This window comes from Chitinophaga nivalis (assembly GCF_025989125.1).
Lineage (GTDB): Bacteria > Bacteroidota > Bacteroidia > Chitinophagales > Chitinophagaceae > Chitinophaga > Chitinophaga nivalis.
This window is the reverse complement of the sequence record NZ_JAPDNR010000001.1, coordinates 6,690,208-6,709,101: the sequence shown is the minus strand read 5'-3', so window position 1 is coordinate 6,709,101 and position 18,894 is coordinate 6,690,208. Positions and strand designations below refer to the sequence as shown.

The 18,894-nt window shown below is 47.2% G+C and carries 16 protein-coding genes; 6 read left to right on the top strand and 10 right to left on the bottom strand.

The window, feature by feature from the left end:
* Positions 1-2: 2 nt before the first annotated feature.
* Both OL444_RS24685 and OL444_RS24680 read right to left on the bottom strand, forming a co-directional pair.
* Positions 3-869 carry a DUF1963 domain-containing protein gene (locus OL444_RS24685; protein ID WP_264729163.1) on the bottom strand — a complete coding sequence of 289 codons (867 nt, stop codon included), beginning with the start codon at positions 867-869 and terminating at the stop codon, positions 3-5.
* Positions 870-957: 88 nt separating this feature from the next.
* The gene (locus OL444_RS24680) at positions 958-1,746 is read right to left on the bottom strand and encodes a helix-turn-helix domain-containing protein (RefSeq protein WP_264729164.1); all 789 of its coding nucleotides are present in this window, start codon (positions 1,744-1,746) and stop codon (positions 958-960) included.
* Positions 1,747-1,834: 88 nt separating this feature from the next.
* On the opposite strand from OL444_RS24680, the gene OL444_RS24675 reads away from it, so the two are divergent.
* Genes OL444_RS24675 through OL444_RS24665 form a run of 3 tightly spaced genes read left to right on the top strand, consistent with a single transcriptional unit; the run spans position 1,835 to position 5,825 of the window.
* Entirely contained in the window at positions 1,835-3,166 is a 1,332-nt protein-coding gene (locus OL444_RS24675) for a TolC family protein (RefSeq protein ID WP_264729165.1), read from the top strand.
* Between the two features lie 11 nt (positions 3,167-3,177).
* Positions 3,178-4,230, top strand: coding sequence for an HlyD family secretion protein (locus tag OL444_RS24670; protein WP_264729166.1), 1,053 nt, complete (start codon positions 3,178-3,180; stop codon positions 4,228-4,230).
* 5 nt (positions 4,231-4,235) lie between these two features.
* Positions 4,236-5,825, top strand: coding sequence for an MFS transporter (locus tag OL444_RS24665; protein ID WP_264729167.1), 1,590 nt, complete (start codon positions 4,236-4,238; stop codon positions 5,823-5,825).
* A gap of 239 nt (positions 5,826-6,064) precedes the next feature.
* Here the strand turns inward: OL444_RS24665 and OL444_RS24660 are convergent, their stop codons facing one another.
* Together OL444_RS24660 and OL444_RS24655 are read right to left on the bottom strand one after the other, a co-directional pair.
* Entirely contained in the window at positions 6,065-7,171 is a 1,107-nt protein-coding gene (locus OL444_RS24660; RefSeq protein WP_264729168.1) for a hypothetical protein, read from the bottom strand.
* A 136-nt stretch (positions 7,172-7,307) separates the two neighbouring features.
* On the bottom strand, positions 7,308-7,880 hold the full coding sequence (locus OL444_RS24655) for a Crp/Fnr family transcriptional regulator (RefSeq protein WP_264729169.1): 573 nt from the start codon (positions 7,878-7,880) through the stop codon (positions 7,308-7,310).
* Positions 7,881-8,034: 154 nt separating this feature from the next.
* On the opposite strand from OL444_RS24655, the gene add reads away from it, so the two are divergent.
* A complete protein-coding gene (add, locus tag OL444_RS24650) occupies positions 8,035-9,018 on the top strand; it encodes an adenosine deaminase (protein WP_264729170.1) in 984 nt (327 codons plus the stop codon).
* Between the two features lie 3 nt (positions 9,019-9,021).
* On the opposite strand, the gene OL444_RS24645 is transcribed toward add, so the two are convergent.
* A complete protein-coding gene (locus tag OL444_RS24645; protein ID WP_264729171.1) occupies positions 9,022-9,900 on the bottom strand; it encodes a LysR family transcriptional regulator in 879 nt (292 codons plus the stop codon).
* Between the two features lie 78 nt (positions 9,901-9,978).
* Between OL444_RS24645 and OL444_RS24640 the strand changes: the two genes are divergently transcribed.
* Positions 9,979-10,569, top strand: coding sequence for a thioredoxin family protein (locus OL444_RS24640; RefSeq protein WP_264729172.1), 591 nt, complete (start codon positions 9,979-9,981; stop codon positions 10,567-10,569).
* Between the two features lie 190 nt (positions 10,570-10,759).
* On the opposite strand, the gene OL444_RS24635 is transcribed toward OL444_RS24640, so the two are convergent.
* From OL444_RS24635 to OL444_RS24620, 4 genes are all read right to left on the bottom strand, one after another.
* Entirely contained in the window at positions 10,760-11,803 is a 1,044-nt protein-coding gene (locus OL444_RS24635) for an NAD(P)-dependent alcohol dehydrogenase (RefSeq protein WP_264729173.1), read from the bottom strand.
* Between the two features lie 64 nt (positions 11,804-11,867).
* Complete coding sequence (locus tag OL444_RS24630) at positions 11,868-12,089, bottom strand: hypothetical protein (protein WP_264729174.1); 222 nt, start codon at positions 12,087-12,089, stop codon at positions 11,868-11,870.
* A gap of 518 nt (positions 12,090-12,607) precedes the next feature.
* Entirely contained in the window at positions 12,608-13,774 is a 1,167-nt protein-coding gene (locus OL444_RS24625) for an SDR family oxidoreductase (protein ID WP_264729175.1), read from the bottom strand.
* Positions 13,775-14,223: 449 nt separating this feature from the next.
* The gene (locus OL444_RS24620; RefSeq protein ID WP_264729176.1) at positions 14,224-15,300 is read right to left on the bottom strand and encodes a 3-oxoacyl-ACP synthase III family protein; all 1,077 of its coding nucleotides are present in this window, start codon (positions 15,298-15,300) and stop codon (positions 14,224-14,226) included.
* 478 nt (positions 15,301-15,778) lie between these two features.
* Here OL444_RS24620 and OL444_RS24615 point away from each other — a divergent pair, with 478 nt between their 5' ends.
* Complete coding sequence (locus tag OL444_RS24615; protein ID WP_264729177.1) at positions 15,779-17,236, top strand: flavin-containing monooxygenase; 1,458 nt, start codon at positions 15,779-15,781, stop codon at positions 17,234-17,236.
* 250 nt (positions 17,237-17,486) lie between these two features.
* Here the strand turns inward: OL444_RS24615 and OL444_RS24610 are convergent, their stop codons facing one another.
* Positions 17,487-18,869: a S41 family peptidase gene (locus tag OL444_RS24610; protein ID WP_264729178.1), complete on the bottom strand. Its 1,383-nt coding sequence runs from the start codon at positions 18,867-18,869 to the stop codon at positions 17,487-17,489.
* Positions 18,870-18,894: the final 25 nt, after the last annotated feature.

Below are 18,894 nucleotides of genomic sequence, written 5' to 3'. Positions count from 1 at the left end.
TATCAGGAACTGTACAGCGAGAGGTAGGTGTTGCTGAAATTACGTTGCAGCAGGTCTTCTCTCCGGATGAAAAAATGAATACAGCCGCAGTCCCACCATTGAAAGCCGGTTTCCTCACTGCTGTCTACCTCCAGTAATAACAGCATATTATTTACTTCCTGTTCTGCCAGGGCCGCATCCTGACCGAAATGCAGGAGCAATGCGGCGCGCGCTTTTTCCGGGAAATAGTCATACCGTTTCTTCACTACCAGGTACATGGCCGCTTCCAGTGCATGATCGGCATGTTGTCCTTCCGGATAACCCCACATCTGGCCGGCATCGGGGCGTAGTGCGCCCTGCAGGTCAGACAACATATCGAAGTCGTCGTCTGATAACAGGTTGTAGTCGCCGTAATTGTAATTAGGTGGCATCAGCGCGGCGTTGATCCGGAGTTTATACCCGGTAAAGGATTGTTCGCCCTCTTCTTCCAGTATGGTGGGCTGAGGGGGCCGGGTAGGTTGTAACGCGGGCTGACCTGGTATCCAGATGACGCGGTGTTCAATATTGAAGGCGGTTTCATCATGACCGATAAAGAAATAAAGATATCCTTCCGGAGGGAGTAGTTGCAACGGATCGGTTGCTGCTACCAGCGGGAGGGCCAGTTGTGCAATGAAGGTCATGGGAATACCTTCCTGCGTGAGCGGCCATTCAAATGCCGGTGGCAGATCAGGGTAGCCAGCCATCCTGTTGTTGCCGGGCGTCTGGTAATCTTCCGGGGTATCATAGGACAACAGTATAGCGGGGCGTGATTTTTCCAGGAGATAACCGGTGAGATGGTCCAGTTTATAAGCAGTGATCAATTGTTGTAAGGCCTGTTGCGGAGCAGTCATTTTTTTGAGGGTAAAGATAATATTGTTTTTGCAGGGAATGAATAACTACGCCGGTGGGTATACGAAATGCCGGCTGATGGGAATCGGCTTACTTAAGCTGTCTGAAATCACTGGGCCGCATATTGAGCAGTTGCAGAAAAGTGTTGCTGAAAGCGGCTAAGCTGGAGTAACCTACCAGGTAGGCGATTTCGCTGATGGGGAGATGCGGGTCTTGTAAAAGCGTCATGGCTTTGATCACCCGCAGCATTTTCAGGTATTGGAGAAAAGAAATATGCAGCTGTTCCTGGAATAGCCGGGTAAGGTTCCTGACGCTGAAACCGAAGTGCCGGGCGGTTTTAGGCAACGTGAGTTGTTCGTGGAGGTGTTGGTCCATATAGGCAATAATGGCGAGGAGCCTTTCATCTGCTGTCGTTGGTAACTCCAGTTTGAAACGTTTGCAGGCATCATTGGGTAGCAGGTGCTTTAAGGTAAGCAGGAACTCAAATTCCCAGCTGCCCGGATCAAAGGGGCCCTGCCACTTGCCGGCAAATACCATCATTTCATGTAGTAGTCTGCTGACAGGAAAGATGCCGAAGGTTTTATAAAAGGGCTGATAATGCGTGGGTTCATCTACAAAATAAATATTGTGTATCGTCAGTTCAGCCGAGTTGAATTTTACATTATGCATGACGCCTTTGGGAATCCATACATAATGCCCGGAGGGGATAAAGTATTCCTTGTTGTTTGTTTTCAGATAGGCCATCCCGCCCGATACCAGCAGCAACTGATCTTTAATATGCTGATGCTCCGGGAACATATGTTCCAGCTGGCCTTTCATGATATATATACTGGAAGGGCTGGCATCTATTGCGGCTTCCAGTTTTGCTAACAAATCCATATTGGCCAAAATTAGTAAAATATTGGCCTATTATTTCAAACGGGCAAAATGAACGGGTTATAGTTTTGTATCCTAATCTAAAAAAGTAATGAAGTATAAGGTATTAATGGCATGCTCCGTCATGTTGTGTTACCTGTCAGTGTCTGTATGTGCGCAGGAGCAGTCCTCGCCGGACAGCCGGTATACACTGGAGCAGGTGATGCAGGAAGCCGGGAAGTATGCGAAAGTGTTACAGGAAAAATCATTGGGGGTACAGGAACAGGAAGTACGGATAAAAGATGCCATCAACAAACGATTGCCGGTAGTAAATGTCAACGGGATGTATGCCCGCGTATCCAATATACCGCTCTATACAAAAGGAATTTTTGCGGCCCCGCAGCAGCAGCCGGTGATTCACCAGGGGTACGCATTGGAAGGACAAGCATCGCTCAACCTGTATAGCGGTGGTACCGTAAAGCGCGACATCGCCATCCGGAAACTGGAGCTGGAAGGCGCCAGGGAACAGGAACAACTGACCCTCACGGAGGTAAAGCTGCGATGTGCGGTATACTTCTATGAACTGTTGCGCAATGAACAGTTTAAGCAACTGATAGAACAGGAAATTGTATATGACAAAAAGCTGCTGAAAGAGATATCCAGTTTGTATAAAAACGGAACGGTACTGAAAAGTGATGTATTGCGGGCAGAAATCAAGGTGTCCGGCCGGGAGCTATTGTTGTCGGAAGTAAAGAACAACCGGATCATTGCCAGCCAGCAGCTCAATATCCTGATGGGGCGTCCGGACAGTGCTGCATTGTTTGTGGATGCGCAGCAGCTGGACATGCCGGTGTTGGATACCCGCCTATATGAAGACTATCTGTCGGCTGCCTGGCAGTACTCTTTTGAAATGAAGTTGGCGGCCAATGCCATCGATGTGGCGGCGCTGCATAAAAAACAGGTGAAAGCGGCGATATTACCGCATGTCAGCCTTTTTGCCAACTACGGTTACAACTATCCGCAAATCCGGTCTTATCCCTATGCAGATGCCATGTATGGCATGGGACAAACAGGCGTAAAGGTGAGTATGCCGGTTTCCAATCTGTACCTGAATAAACACCAGGTAAAAGCTGCGGGGATCGCCTATGATAAACAACGCCTGCAACAAGCACAACAGGCAGATGTGATCAAACAGGAAGTAATGGCGGCTTATCTGCATTATAAAGAAGCCCTGGAAAAAATAGGCGTGGCCAAACAACATATTGTGCAGGCAACAGAGAGCCTGCGGATTTTGCGGAACAGTTACTTTAATCAGCAATCCCTGCTGACGGATATGCTGGACAGTGAAACGGCGTTGCTGCAGTCAAAATTTGATCTCACCTCCGCCTATGTGAATGCGCATATCGAATTCTATAAATTATTAAAAGTTTCCGGAAAGATTTAATTGTCATCAAGATGAATAATAAAAATTTAAACAAGACAGATAAAGTGATTTTGGGTACTACCCGTGGTGTTGCGATTGCAGCGTTGTGCGGACTGGCACTATGGGGCGGAAAAGTAATATGGGATATGCTGCGTTATGAACAAACCAATGATGCACAGGTAGAGGCGTATGTAAACCCGGTAAACGTAAAAGTAGGTGGGTATATCAAGAAAATATACTTCCAGGAAAACCAGCTGGTGAATCCGGGAGATACGCTGCTGCTGATTGAGAATAATGAATATGATCTCTCCCTGCATGCTTCCCGCGCGGCGCTGGAACATGCCCGTGCGCAGCTGGCTATTCTGGGCGCCAATGAAGCAACGTTGCTGAATAACGCCGCGGTCAGTCAGTCGCAAATCGATGCCGCCAAAGCAAAACTGGTCCGGCAGCAACAGGAATACACCCGTTACCAGAACCTGTTGAAAGAGGAATCTACTACCCAGCAACAGTTTGATAATGTAAAAGCTGCCCTGGATATTGCTGAGGCAGAATACCAGTCAGTCCTCCATACGCATAAAACATCCCTCTCGAAAGTGAATGATGTGAAAGTACAGCGGGCAGCTGTAGATGCAGATATCAAACGGCAGGAATACCTGCTCGAACGGAATGCACTGGATATGGGCTATACCGTGGTGACAGCGCCCTACAAAGGCCGGATCGGCAGAAAGAATATACAGGAAGGACAACTGGTGCAGGCCGGACAAACCATGACTTTCATCATTAACGAAGCTGCCGGCAAATGGATCATTGCCAACTTCCGGGAAACGCAGGTAAGTGGCTTTGCCCCCGGACAAAAAGCGATCATACAGGTGGATGCCTTTCCTGACATGCATTTCAACGGAGAAATTGAATCCATTTCTCCTGCTACGGGCTCCCGCTTTTCTCTGGTACCACCGGATAATTCCACCGGTAATTTTGTAAAAATCATACAGCGCGTACCGGTAAAAATCCGTCTTACCGACGGATATGATAAGCTGGCTGTTTTACTGGCGGGTATGAACGCCAATGTTTCTATCAATAAATGATCCGCATGAGTCAGACTACTTTACCTGTTTTCAGGAGCTGGGTGCCTGAATGGCTGATCCGACTAACCATACTCCTGGTCTTGTTGCCACCGCTCGGGATGTTTGCCCTGTATTTCAGCAATGCTACGGAAACGGCCGGTTATTATGGAATGGAACCAGCTGATGTGCAATACTCCGTTATTATAATGTATGCTGCCCTGGTAGCCTTTTTACCTATGGACGACCGCCTGGTACGTTACCTGCGGCCCCGGTATTATTTTCTGATCAGCGTAGGATTGAATACCCTCACTTTTATTTTATGTGCCCATAGCAGAAATATACCCTTGTTTTTTGTATGTCGGTTTGTGCAGGGCGTGGCGTGTGCATCGTTCTGCAGTATTTGTCTGCACCTGATTTTCTCCCGCCTGGCATCTACCCGGGCCCGCGTCATCGGCTATACGGTTTTTTATGGCACCCTGCAGGTATCTATTCCTGCGTGTGCCGTGTTTTGCAGCTGGCTGTTGTACTATTTTGATTTTAACGTCCTGTTTTATGTGTTGCTACTGCTGGAAATACCCGGTTCCATATTACTGTTGGTGATCATGAATGAGGTGCGGTTTAAAAAGAAATTTCCGCTGTATCAGACAGACTGGGTCAGCTTTGTATTTTATGCCCTGTTGTTATGTATGAGTGGTTATGTGTTTGTGTACGGACAGCAGCTGAACTGGCTGCATAGTACCCTGATCCGGCAACTATGTCTGGTTATTGTGGTGGCTACGGTGTTGTTTATTATCCGGCAACAGTATTTGAAACGGCCGTTTATTAACCTGCAGGTTTTTCGCTTTGCAGATTTCAGGAACGGACTGTTACTGCTGATGGCGTATTATATTTTCAAGGGTACTACCGGTTTTGTATATGCACACCTGCAAGGGATATTGGGCGTAGACCCGGTGCACCTGATGCCGGTGTATATCGTCAATATAGCGGGCATTGTGGCGGGAATGCTGATCGCATCGCGGCTACTGCTGCAGGGAACAGTTACCCGGTATATACTGACAGGCGGTTTTTTGTGTTTGTTGTTTTTTCATGTGCAGCTCTATTTCCTGTTTGCTCAAACCGGCGAAATCAATCACTTTTTATTACCGATGCTGATACAAGGGCTGGGAACCGGCATACTGTTCGTACCGATTGTGTTGTTTACGGTGGCGGCAGTGCCGGCGCACCTGGCCATGAATGTATCTTTTGTGGGAATCAGCGCCCGTTTTATGGGCTTCTGTTCCGGCATTGCCATCGCCAACTATTTTCAGCTGTTCAACAGAAGTATGCACTTCAACCGGTTCCGGACTGGTATTACGGTGATCGACCCGGCAGTAGCCGCAAGGGCTGCCGATGTACAGCAACAGGTACTGATCAGCGGGCAGGAGCTGCAGGCAGCCAAAACAGCTGCCGCCGGCAGTGTGAACCGGGTACTGGCAGAGCAGGTGGCTTTGCGGGCATCTATGGATTATTACAGCATGATGTGTGTGGGATTGATAGTAGTGCTGCTGGTGCTCACAATCCGGCCGCATGCGAAAGAAGTATTGGTGAAATACGGAAAACGGTTTATACCGTATTGAGGTAACGGCATATTATATACGAAAATAAGAGGGGGCTTATCGGAACGGGTAAAGGAGTGTGCCTGCCCGTTCCACTTTTATCGAATGGATTTTTAGAATAGAGCGGCATTATTAAGGGATGAAACAGCGGAAGGATGATCGATGATATAAGAGCGGCCATCACCAACAGATGGGAAAAAACAACCGGGGGGAAGTATTGGCTTCCCCCCGGTCATTTTATGTAGGGCAGCTATCGGGCGTTATTGGTTGAATTTTCTTTTCAATAGCCGCAGTACGCCGCCAAAATCAATATGGAGACTGCTGCCTTCCTGTTTTTTACCAGGAAAGCCGGCTTGCCACATCATGGTTTCCCGATCCTGGGGATACTGATCTATTTCCCGTAATAATTTGTTTTGATAGTTGAGGAGATTCAGCATTTCAATTTTATCTTCCTGCAACCGGAGTAAAAATTCGGAAGCCGTTAGTTGCCGTTGTAGGTAGCGGATATTGTCTTCCAGATCTTTTACTGCCGGATCGTGGTAATGGGCTGCCTGCGCCAGAAAGCTGCTGTTGCCCGGCAGACTGAGGTAAAGATCCAGGGCTTCCTTTATTTTATCCAGGTCGTCGTTTCCCTGTTGTGGTATTACCTTGAACAGGGTCTGATAGATTTCATCTTTTATTTCAGTATGTACGGAGATGCCCATGTCTGTCAGGAAACGGGAGAAATAAATCAGGTATTGTTTGCAGGCCGTTTTGATATTTTCCGGGAAACGGAAATAGCTGATCAGGGCATGGTTATCGATAGCCGCCAGTAAGTAGTAATTGGTTTGCTCCATGATATTCTCCAGTAGGGCAAGGAGTTTGTCTATTTCCGGGTATACGGCAACATCCGGATTGGGTGGCTGGTAGGTTAATCCGAATCCGTTCAGCATGGAATCTTCATCTGCCTGCCAGTATTCGACGGTGTTGTAGTGGTTTTCTGTAATACAGTTACTGAAAGTGGTCGCTACATCCAGCATACTCCAGGGCTTATTCCAATATTCCCAGTTTTGTATATTCAGGTTGATACGGATTTGCGGTGCGTCGTCGTCGTAGGTGGTATTACAGTAGATGGCTATATCCAGTTGGTCTTCCCACCAGGATACCGTTTTGTGAATAGACACCCGATGCAAAAAAGGGGCGATGGCTGTAAAGGAGGCATCCAGTAACGCTGCAATGGCGGTAGGTTCATAGAGGTGCACAGCGGGAAATACGGTGGCTGAATAGTGCGCATTTTTGTCATCAATACCATTGATGGAAATATATTGCTCCCGTCTGTTTTTTTGATAATTAGCTATTGAATGTTGTTTTATTTCCACTGTTAACATAATGCAGCTTTATTGATAGCAGCTTAAATTATGTCAAAGGTGCAGGAAGCAGGTGAGGGGGCTGATAATAAAAAAAGATTAACATCGTCATAACAACCATCGTAAGGTAAGCAGCCGTATTGTGCCGGAATATAGCTTATTCCGGACGATTCATCCCTTTTAACACCCTGTTCAGGCTACGTACGGCAATACCCAGATAAGCGGCCATATCTTCCTTGGAAACGGCCAGTTGTTGTTTCTCCTGAAAAGCCAGTAACCGCGTAAGACCATATTCTACTGTATACAGTTGCTGGGTAGCTGCCCGGGTACTGGTGTTGATAATACGTTCGGCCAGTTCTTCCAGGAGTAATTGCTGGAAAGGCGGATGTTTGGCCAGGAGCTCCTTAAAAAACGGAATGGGAATAACATAGGCGGTTACGGTTGTTAAAGCGGTAATGTTACACAGGCATTTAATAGACCGGATGGCTTCAATTTCCCCGGCTATTTCTCCTTTCCCCAAAAATTCAACGATAAAATCTTTATCGTTTTCTTCACTGATAAAACATTTGGTGATACCGGATGCGATGATCAGTACTTTAGTGCTGCTTGTTCCCTGCCGGAATAACAGACTGCCTGCCGGGAAGTTTTTGCGTACGATGTTTTCCTTGCTTGCCTGCTGCTGGTAAAGCGCTTCGGTGAATGTTAAAAATGCGTCGTTGGTACGTAACATAACTTGCTGACCGGGACATATGTCCTTTTAATCATTAAATATTTGATGGTACTTTGTTTTTCCTGTATACAAAGGTAATCAGGATCTGTTAATTCACCCGCCCGTAAACGGATGGGTGACAGCACATTTTATCCTTTGCGGAAAGAAAAAAGATATGGACTACAAAACACAACCGAAAGTTGAATTACACCTGCACCTGGACTGCTCACTCAGTTATGAAGTAGTGAAGCGTATAGACCCATCTGTCACCTGGGAAGCCTACCAGGATTCCTTTATAGCACCCGCCAGATGCACGGACCTGGCGGATTATATTACACGGGCCGTGAAAGGATTTGAGCTGATGCAAACCAAAGAGCAGCTGCAACTGGTCACCGCGGATTTATTCCGGCAGCTGAAAGCCGATCATGTCGTGTATGCGGAAATCAGGTTTGCCCCCTTACAACATACCCGGCAGGGCTTAACGCCGGCAGAAGTGGTGGCCGCTGTAAATGAAGCCACTGCGGCAGGAATCTGTGACTACGGCGTGGAAGCACGCATTATTTTATGTACCCTCCGGCATTATTCCGCCGCCCAGAGTATGGAAACGGTGCAGCTGGTAGAGGCATTTAAAGGCACCTATGTGGTGGGATTTGATATTGCTGCTGATGAAGCCGGCTTTCCGGTAGATAATCATGTGGCAGCATTTGCCTATGCTGCGCAGCATCATATTCCCTGTACCGCCCATGCAGGCGAAGCCTGTGGCGCCGGCAGTATCCGGGAAACGCTGGATAAATTCCGGCCGCGCCGCATCGGACATGGAGTAAGGTGTATAGAAGATCCTGCCCTGTTGTTGTGGCTGAAAACGCACGGCATTCATTTGGAAGTATGTCCTACCAGCAATATTCAGACGGCTGTTTTTGATAACATGGCCCAACATGCGGCAGACCGGATTTTTAAGGCCGGCATATCCATGAGTATCAACACCGATGCACGTACGATCTCAGATACCACGCTGACGGCGGAATATCGTTTGCTGGAGCAAACCTTTCAATGGAACCGGCATCACTTTAAACAATGTAACCTGGCTGCGATTGATCACGCCTTTGCACCAGATACTGTAAAAGCAGCCATCCGCCGGCAAATAGAAGCGGCTTATTAGTAACTACCGGAAGTATTCCTTTACAGCGGATATAAAAGGCGGGATGACCGGATTTTTTTTGCTCAGGTAAGCAGCCCGCCAGACTCTTTTCCTCAGCGGCGATTTGAGTGGCAGGGTAACAATATCCTTATTTTTCAGATAGGGCGCAATGACCCAGTTAGCAAAGATCCCAACACCCATACCGGCGTGTATCATCTCCACAATGGCTTCTGTTAATTGAATACGGGTAGTGGTTGCAGGGGTTGTTTCCCGGAAAAATTCCTGCGCAAAATGATGGGAGCCGCCATATACATCATATGACAACAGGTTTTCAGTGGCAAAATCTGCTGCGGTAAGCGCTGTTTTAGTACGGGTGAATGGATGCTGATGGGGGAGTACTGCTACCAGGTTATCTGTAAATAGCTGACTGGTATGTATAGCCGGATGATTCGGACTGTCTGACACAACCGCCAGATCCAGTTCGCCATTCAGCAAGGCTTCCAGTGGCCGTTGTGTGGCGCCGGCTACAATGGATATTTCCACGGCAGGCAGATTGGATTTTAACCGGGTGATGATTTCCGGCAGCCAGTGATAGCAGGTATAACACTCCGTGGCGATCCGTAAGGTTTGTACTTTCCCTTTTTTATACGCGGCGATATCTTCGTTGAGTCGGGATAGTTGTGGCAGGATGCTGCCGGCGCTTTCCATCATGCGCTGGCCGGTGTGGGTCAGTAACAGTTTTTTATGGACGCGGTCGAAGATCTGCAGTCCTGTTCTGTATTCCAGGTCTTTCAGCTGGTGACTGAGTGCCGATTGGGTGAGGAACAGGCTTTCTGCTGCCTTCGTAAGACTACCCTGTTCCACAATGCGTTGTACTAACAGCAGGTCATTACTGGTTATCATTAGTTTTTTTAATTAAAAGTACGAAAACTATTCATTTTTCTCATGATGTGCCAGCGGTTACCTTTGATAAAAAAAACAATGGACGTAGCTATTCAATTTTTCTCCTCTACGGAGATCGCCGAAGCGATGGCGTTGGCAAAATCTACCCGGAAGCCCGTGTTGATTGATTACTGGGCCTCCAATTGCAAAGGGTGCGCTAAGATGAAGGCGGTTACCTATGAAGATGCGGAGGTACAGGCTTATCTGCAGGAACATTATGTAGTGGTGAAATGTCACATAGATACAGTGAGCCGTGAGTTCGTGAAACAGTATATGACCCATGCCGTATTATGGGCGCCTTCTCTGTTTGTGTATGCGCCGGACGGCACAATCCTGCGTACCATCATTGGTTATGTATCGCCACGCCGGTTTATAACAGACCTGTCTATTGGTGCAGCCGCTTTGCAGATGCGGCAGGGTAAACATGCGGCAGCCTTAAAACTGCTAGGTGAGCTGCCTTATGCTGCAACATATCCGGAACTGGATCAGGAAGCCATGTATTGGGAAGGAGTGGCCGCTTTTTGGGCGTATCAACGGAATGTAGACAGACTGATACCCTATTGGAACCGGCTACGGGATACTTATCCGGATTCCACCTGGGCGGAGAAAGCGGATGTTTTTCCGGAATAGCAGGTATGTTTTACGCCGCTGGCGATAAATAGCCGGGCGGAGAAAAGGATCACTGCGGTAGCTGTCTGCTATCGCAGTGGTCCTGTTTAAAGGTAATGGATAGGAGGAGGTACTATTATAACGGGGTAGTATACTTGCTGTACGGGTAGAAGTGAATACGGTGCAGGAGACCAAAGGGATGCATGGCTTATTATAAAGTAGACATGTCAATTACAAAACGGTAGTGGACATCTCCTTTAATAATACGCTCAAAGGCTTCATTGATCTGGCTGATCGGAATGACTTCCACATCTGCTACAATCTGATGTGCTGCACAGAAGTCCATCATTTCCTGTGTTTCCCTGATACTGCCAATAAGCGATCCGATGATACTGCGTCTTTGAAATATGGCTGCACCGGCGGTAAACTTTACAGGTGCTTCCGGCAGCGCCACCAATAACAATGCGCCATCTTTTTTCAGCATATGCAGATAGCGATTGTAGTCATGATCTGCAGCAATGGTATCTACAATAAAATGAAAATATCCCTGCAAGCTTTTTATCTCTTCTTTTGAGGATATTAACCTGAAATCATGGGCGCCCAGTTGCAGGGCATCTTCTCTTTTGCCGGGAGAGGTACTGAGAACGGTTATTTCTGCACCCAGTGCTTTACCTATTTTTACGGCCATGTGGCCCAGCCCTCCCAGTCCGGCCACGCCAATCTTATGACCTGGTCCGGCTTTTACAAATTTTAGCGGGGAATAGGTGGTAATGCCGGCACACAGCAAGGGGGCTGCTGCAGCCAGCGGTAATGCTTCGGGTACTTTTACGGCATAGTCTTCACTGATCACCAGGTGGGAAGAATAGCCGCCATAAGTAGGTGCGCTGTTGTCGCGTTCCACATCTCCCATAATGGCAGTAATTCCCTTTGTGCAATATTGCTCTTCTGCCGAAGTACAGCTGTCGCAGCTTTTGCAGGAATCATACAGGTACCCCGCGCCGGCAATGTCATCCGGTTTGAATTTACGGACGTTTTTCCCAACGGCGATCACCCGGCCGATGATTTCATGTCCGGGTACCAACGGATAAACAGCATTACCCCATTCATTTCTGGCAACATGTATATCGGTGTGACATACACCGCAGAATAATATGGCTATCAGGATGTCGTTATCACCTACGGGTTTCCTTTCAAATTCAAAAGGCGATAGTGGCAGGTTGGCATCATGGGCAGCATACCCTTTTGTAGGAATCATATTGTATTGTTTTAAGTGAAAAAATGCAGTAAGTATAAACAGTATAACCGCTTGTAACAGTTGTTCAGACGTATTTTTTCCTGTTGGTCTGGAGGCAATAGCTTGTTTTCAGCGTATGCTGGTCAAAATAGAGATGATCTTTTTTAAGGGAACTCGTTCCGGGCATACTGTTGAGGGAGAACAATGTATTTGGGTCTTTTTTATCATTCATTTTTTCCTTTAATAACTGATACCATATTTCTCTTCCAGGAATGCCGGTACTGCCGGTTAAAAGAGTTGTCTCCATAATTTAAAAAATGGGTAAGTATGAGCGAATACAATGAAACGGATAACTATGAAAACAGGAGGATAGGTATATCTGATACAACTGCAGTTTTTAATATGTTGGCATACGAATCGGAAATACCTGTTATTATATAAGTGATGGCGTTACAGGAATATGCTGGAGCAATGGATGGCAGCACCTGTCAGGGTACAGCAATCGTTAAGTATGATATAAGATCCTGCTGTGGTTGGGCAGATATGCTTGTCGGGTTAAAATTAGGCTGCTTTGCTGCAGTAATATATTCAATGATCCGATCTTGGATGCGGTTACACCATGTCACTGTCTGAGAAGATAAGCTGTGGTCAGGTGGTTGGTAAAGGTTATGATACTTTCCTGTTGCCGCTGGATGCCATAATCCTGTAGCCGGAGAGTTGCCGGAGTAGGTAGCGTTGACAGGTATATCCATGATAAAACTACAATGGATATCTTTTTATATTGATTATTGCCGTGCATAAATCCTGTTTGAAGCACTGGCTGCTTTAAACAGGATTTTTTACCCGGCCGAATTCACTCTTGACCGCATAGTCGTATAATGCAGCGAAAGATGCAATCATATCTGGTTCAGGTATATGCGCAATTTTTTGCCGCAGTAGGCTGGTATCAAATTCATGAACGGGTAACTGTAAATATTCTGCCATCCAGGCCCCGATTTTTGAATAAAAGAAAGTTTCCAGATGATTGGGATCTGTGGGTATTTCTCTTGTTATGTCGAAGGAAATATCCCATGGGTGTATTAATACAGATAACCCATAGTGGAGAGGTATACCTTTGGAACTGACGGTATTCGCTTCGGTAACGTCGTCGTCTGTACGAAGATGGACAATTGCTGCCGCTAAATAATCCACGGGAACTATGTTGAGTGGCATGTCGGGATTGGCGAAGATCCGGATATGCGGAGAGGTCTGGTCCGGGCTTTCCATTCGCCATTTATACAGGCAGATGCCCATCAGATAAAATACATTATACCTGGCGATACGATACAGCGGTGCATCCAGCAGGCGACCGCCAATCATGGACGGGCGGAGAATCTGCCAGGAGATGCCTTTTTTATTGCAATAGTGAATGATTTCATGTTCTGTCAGCAGTTTGTAGTATTCATAATGGTTGCGTTGTTGTTTGTGCAACCCCATAGGATACAGCCGGCCAGCTTCGTCAAAATCATGGTATTCATTTTTTACCAGGCCTTTCAGTAAGCCGGTACAATAGGCAGTGCTGATAAAGATAAATTTCCGGATATGACCGGTTAACTGTTCCAGCAGGCGGAGGGTGGCCAGGTAATTATTTTCATATACCTCCAGCAATGCTTTATTATCGTAGTACAGATTGGTATTGGAGGCGTTGTGGATCAGGTAAATGTTTTTATACTTTTTTATCTGACTGATAGCATGGGGATCATGGACGGCAAGATCCGTGTCGATCACTTCAATGCCAGTCAGGAATTGTTCACTCGGGTAGGCAGACAGATAATGCGGCTTATCCGGAGCATTCAGCACCTCCAATAATCTATCCAATGCACTTTTATCAGGAAGGCTTCTGACAGGCAGAAGTAAATGCATGGCTTTACCACTCATCATTTCCTTTAATAACTGGTATAGTATTTCTCTTCCAAGGATGCCGGTGCTGCCGGTTAACAGAATAGTTTCCATAATTACAATAATGGTTAAGTGAGTTAAAAGGATGTGGTTACTGGGGCTGAACCTGTATACAGGCAGCTGGTACATGCAATAAAAAGGGGGTAATTAATATGTTTGCGCGCTAACTATACGAAATATTGGAATATGCATCTCGTTATCCGGTTTAATATGAGGGATTACATGATTAGCTGAGGGTATGCCTGTCGTCGCTGCGGAGATTCGTCGTTATCTACATCCGGGTATCTGTCAAAAGGTATTGTTACTTTAATGGAAATTAATGTTTTTTTCAGCAATAAAATGTTAACGGGGAAAGAATATTGCAGGCTGTAAATACTACCTGGCGGGCTCAGAAGTACGGAAACCGCAGAAAGGCGCCCCCTGCCCGTAGCATCAGTAGTGGTGGCCGTCACGGCGGATAAACCAACCCGCCGGCTATGATTTTATTACCTGTAATCGTGCTGTTAAAACTGGTAAATCATTGCATTGATATTGATACCTGCCCCCATGGAAACCAGCATGACTTTGTCACCTGGCAGGATTTCCTGTTGAGGTAGTTGTTTTTTTAGCAGCAGATCGAGGAGCGTAGGTACTGTGGCTACCGAGCTGTTTCCCAGCCATGAAGTAGTCAGGGGCATGATGTGGGACGGAATGTTTTTGATGCCGTATAAATGATAGATGCGTTGTAATACAGCAAGGCTCATCTTTTCGTTGGCCTGGTGTATCAGTATCTTGGTAATGTCCAGGATGTGCAGTCTTGCCTGATCGAGGGTATCTTTCACCAGAGCAGGTACATGTGTAAGTACCAGTTCAAATACTTTCCGGCCTTGCATTTTAAAGTACAAACTGCCCTGCTGCGCCGTGTCCGGATCAAAGGAGGTATCCATGCAGAATATATTGGCGGGTTCCAGTGCATAGGTGCGGGTTTTATGTGTCAGGATACCTGCCGGCGTATTGGCACGTGCTTCCAGCACTACGGCGCCGGCGCCATCGGCATATAAGAGCTGATCGCGGTCAAAGGGATCGGCTACGCGGGAGAGTGTTTCGGCGCCAATGATGAGGCACCGTGTAGCCCGACCGGTTTGAATATAACTATTGGCTTGTATAAGCCCTTCTATCCAACCGGGACAGCCAAACAAGATATCATAGGCTACGCATTCCGGATGATGGATTTTTAAGGCAGCTTTCACCCGGGTAGCCAGGCTGGGTAGTATATCCGTATAATGGCTGCCATGGTGTATATCTCCGAAGTTATGTGCTACAATAATGTAGTCCAGCGTTTCCGGGTCTGTATGGCTGTTTTCCAGCGCCTCCTGCGCGGCCAATGCTGCGAGGTCGGATGCCCGTTGCCGCGATAACGCATACCTGCGGCTTTCAATTCCGGTGGTATCCCTGAATTTTTCTACAAGATCGGCATTGTTATGGGGATAGGCGCTGCCATCCGGTTTTTTAAAATCATGCTGCAGAAAATAACTGTTGTCAATAATTTCTTCCGGAATAAAACTTCCGGTACCGGTGAAAACTGATCTTGGTGTTGACATGTAGTAAGGTTTACGTTCGGGCGCAATAATCTGATAGCGTTTTGATAGCATTGAATATCCTGCCCATTACAGTAGAGACCGGGATTTCCGAATAGGGTACTGGTATGTGGAAAACCGTCTGACTGTTTTAATAGATGAGCATGTGGCTGAATGGTTAACAGCAATTAAATTACCACATACCACTTGTATCCGTGTGGCAGTAACCCGTAATGCAGCAGCAGTGGGATTTAGCTGGTTGTGCTAAAATGGACTAGTCGCTGTTGTCAGTGATTGAAAATTGCGCTGACATGCACTCCTATAGCAGCATACTGTTGTTGAGAATCCTTGCAGCCTGTACATTGCTGTGAGTAGGTGTAATTTTATAATGATGGATACAAAACGCTCCTGGCTCCCGGAGCATAAAGCAACAAAGATACCAGTCGACCGGATCGTAGTTGAGCAACTCATTTAATCATCCCTTACTACAAACCATTAAAGCATGTTACACGTTGGAATCGTTGGCGCAGGTATCAGTGGGCTGGTAACCGCCAAGGTATGTTTACAGTATCATTATCGCGTTACCCTGTTGGAAAAAGCCGCTGATATCGGTGGAGTATGGCAACCGGACCGCCGTTATTTTAGTGTATCTACTCAAACGCCGGGTAATCAATATGCCTTTTCTGATTTTCCGATGCCGGACGATTATCCGGACTGGCCTTCCGGAGAACAGATTTTTTCCTATGTCACCGCTTATGCCGACCATTTTCAATTACGCCCGCATATTCGTTTTAATACCACGGTAATGGCTACCCGATATACGGCAAATACCTGGCAGGCTGATGTGCATGATGCCGGCAATCAGACCGATACCACCTTGCATTTCGATTTTCTGATCATCTGTACCGGGGCTTTTCATGCGCCGCATATACCCGTATTTCCCGGTATGCAGTCTTTTATTGATCAGGGTGGGCAGATCCGGCATTCCACTGAAATAAATACAGCTGCTATGCTGGAGCACAAGTCGGTCGCCGTAGTGGGGTTTGCCAAATCAGCCATGGACATTGCCACCCTCGCCGCCGACGTCGCAAAAGACTGTACGTTGATATACCGGCAAGTCCGTTGGGCGATGCCGCTTTTTTTGTTTGGTAAGTTCAATCTGAAATATCTTTTTCTTTCGCGGTTTGGGGAAGTTTTTGTGGACAGGCCTTATAGTAAAGGACTGCGACAACTGGCAGCCACGATTAAAAAACCATTTGCCTGGTGCCAGTGGCGGTTGATAGAGTGGGTACTGAAAACACAATTCAACCTGAAAGGCTGTAATATGATACCGGCGGATCCTATCGAAGAACAGCAGAACTGTTCGTTGGGAATAGCGCCGCCTGATTTTTATGCTAAGGTCCGGAATGGGCAGATTACCGGTATACACACAGAAATAGCCCGCTTTGAAGGAAGGACTGTATGCTTGCAAAATGGAACCAGTATTACACCGGATATCGTGATATTCGGTACGGGTTTTCACAGGCAGTTGCCTTTCCTGGAAGCGAAATACCAGCAGTTGCTATGGGGAGAAGAAAAAATATATCATCTGTACCGGAATATCCTGCACCCCGACATTCCTCAACTGGCTTTTGTTGGATTTAATACCAGCTACTTTACACCCCTCACGTCGGAACTGGCTGCCAACTGGATAGCCCGCTACATACAGGGAACGCTGATCTTACCACCTGTAGCCGACATACAAAAAGAAACGGAGCGCATGGTCACCTGGCAAAAAAACAGGAGCCATGTTACCTCTACGCAGGATGGTACCTGTATTGCGCCGCTCAATATTACGCACCTGGATCAGCTCATGCGTGATATGGGGGTGTCACGAAAGGTAAATGGAACACCATGGCGGATTTTCAGACCCATCTATCCAAAGGATTATCATGCGTTGTTGCATAGAAAAGAGAAATGACCAAGGTTATCTGTGTGCTTACAACGCTGAAAGTGTTGCTGACATGCCTTGATTGTCAGTTTACAAGGCTTGATTGCTTCCTTACACTGCCTGGCTGTCAGTTTACAATATAGGATTGCCCGCTTACCTGACCTGACTGCTGATTGACACGGTCTGGTTGTCAGCTTACAGGCCTGGGTAGGCAATGTACCGCCCATTTTAAGCCGCTGACGATAGGCGGAATGGTTTTGCCGCGCAGGCAAAGTAACTCTTATGGCCTGGTAATGAGTTGAAGGGCCTTTTGCAGTATGGGGTCGTTGTTTGTCAGGATATCTGCAGTAGTTAGTTCCACCGGATAAGTAGGCAATACGCCCTGGCCATTATTGGCGCCTGGTGTGATGCGGAAATTTTTGGTGGAGATCAAAACATGGATACCGGTATGTGGTAATGTTGCCATGATGGGATCTCCGCTGATCACATATTTGCCGCCACCTGTTTCTGTTCCGATAAAAATACCCCGTTGTTCCCGTTCTAATGTCGCCACTGTGATGGCAGTGGCGGAAAAACTCCCGCCGTTTATTAAAACGAACAGCTTTCCGGTAAAATGATGGCCCCGCGGTGTTATCATCCGTGTTTCTTTTCCTCCCCATAAAAAGCGGGCCGGATGCAGCAATAAATAAGAAAGGAGGTAACGGGCCGGCGCAAAATCGCCGCCCTGGTTGTCGCGTAGATCCAGGATGAGGTGTGTCGTTTGCTGCTGTTTTAACCGCAGAAAGAGACTGTCTATGGTCCGGTAGTAGGGCTGCCCATACGTGGAGTGCAATAGCGCAGGATCGAAGCTTTTAATGCCCAGGATAGCTGCCTGCTGCTCCGGTAGGATACGTAAATCAATACCAGGCGGGGTAGTGGTGTCGTAGCGTAGTTGCCGGAAAGCAGCGATACTGTCTTTGGTCAGTGCGGCTATTTGTTGGGTCGCCTCCACACCGGCAGAACTTTTAAGCGTTATTTGAAAGAGAGGGGTTTGCCCGAAAGTAAACCGATAGTAGGCGGCGAAATAATGATGCAGTATCCAGGCAGGATAAGTTTCGTTATACCCGTCTCTGATTTGCCGGGCGAATAATGTCTGCATGATCGTAGCGACAGGGATGTTGTCAATACTTAGTATTTCCGTGCCAGGGGTGATAGTGCTGTTGCGGCTGTAGTTTTCCGTGATGTACAATTTCCCGGCAAGATAACGGACGGCAAAAGGAAAGTACTTTCCGTATTGTTGGTTCCAGGTAGTTGCTGCGGTACCAGGTAACAGCATGGTATGACCATCTTTGATTTTCGCGTGCAGGAGACTTAGGCGGCTCAGATAAGCCTGCGCTGTCATGGGATGTGTCAGGCTGTGGGAAAGGCTGTCGAAGAAATGATCTAGCGCATGTCGGGAGGTATACCGGTACAAAGCCGGGTGTACTTTGGTGAGTTTGTTTTGCAGGAATAGCAGATCTGTCTGCAGCGCGGCGACAGGGTAGTCATGATCGGGATGGAAGGGGCATGATTGTGCCAGGAGCGGGTGAAGGCCCTGTTGCAGGAAACTTAGCAGGCAAAGGCCTGTGAGCCGGATGAGGGAAGTGTAACGCAAGGGAATGTTATTAAAGGTACGTAAGAACAAAATAGTATTTTTTGCACATTACACC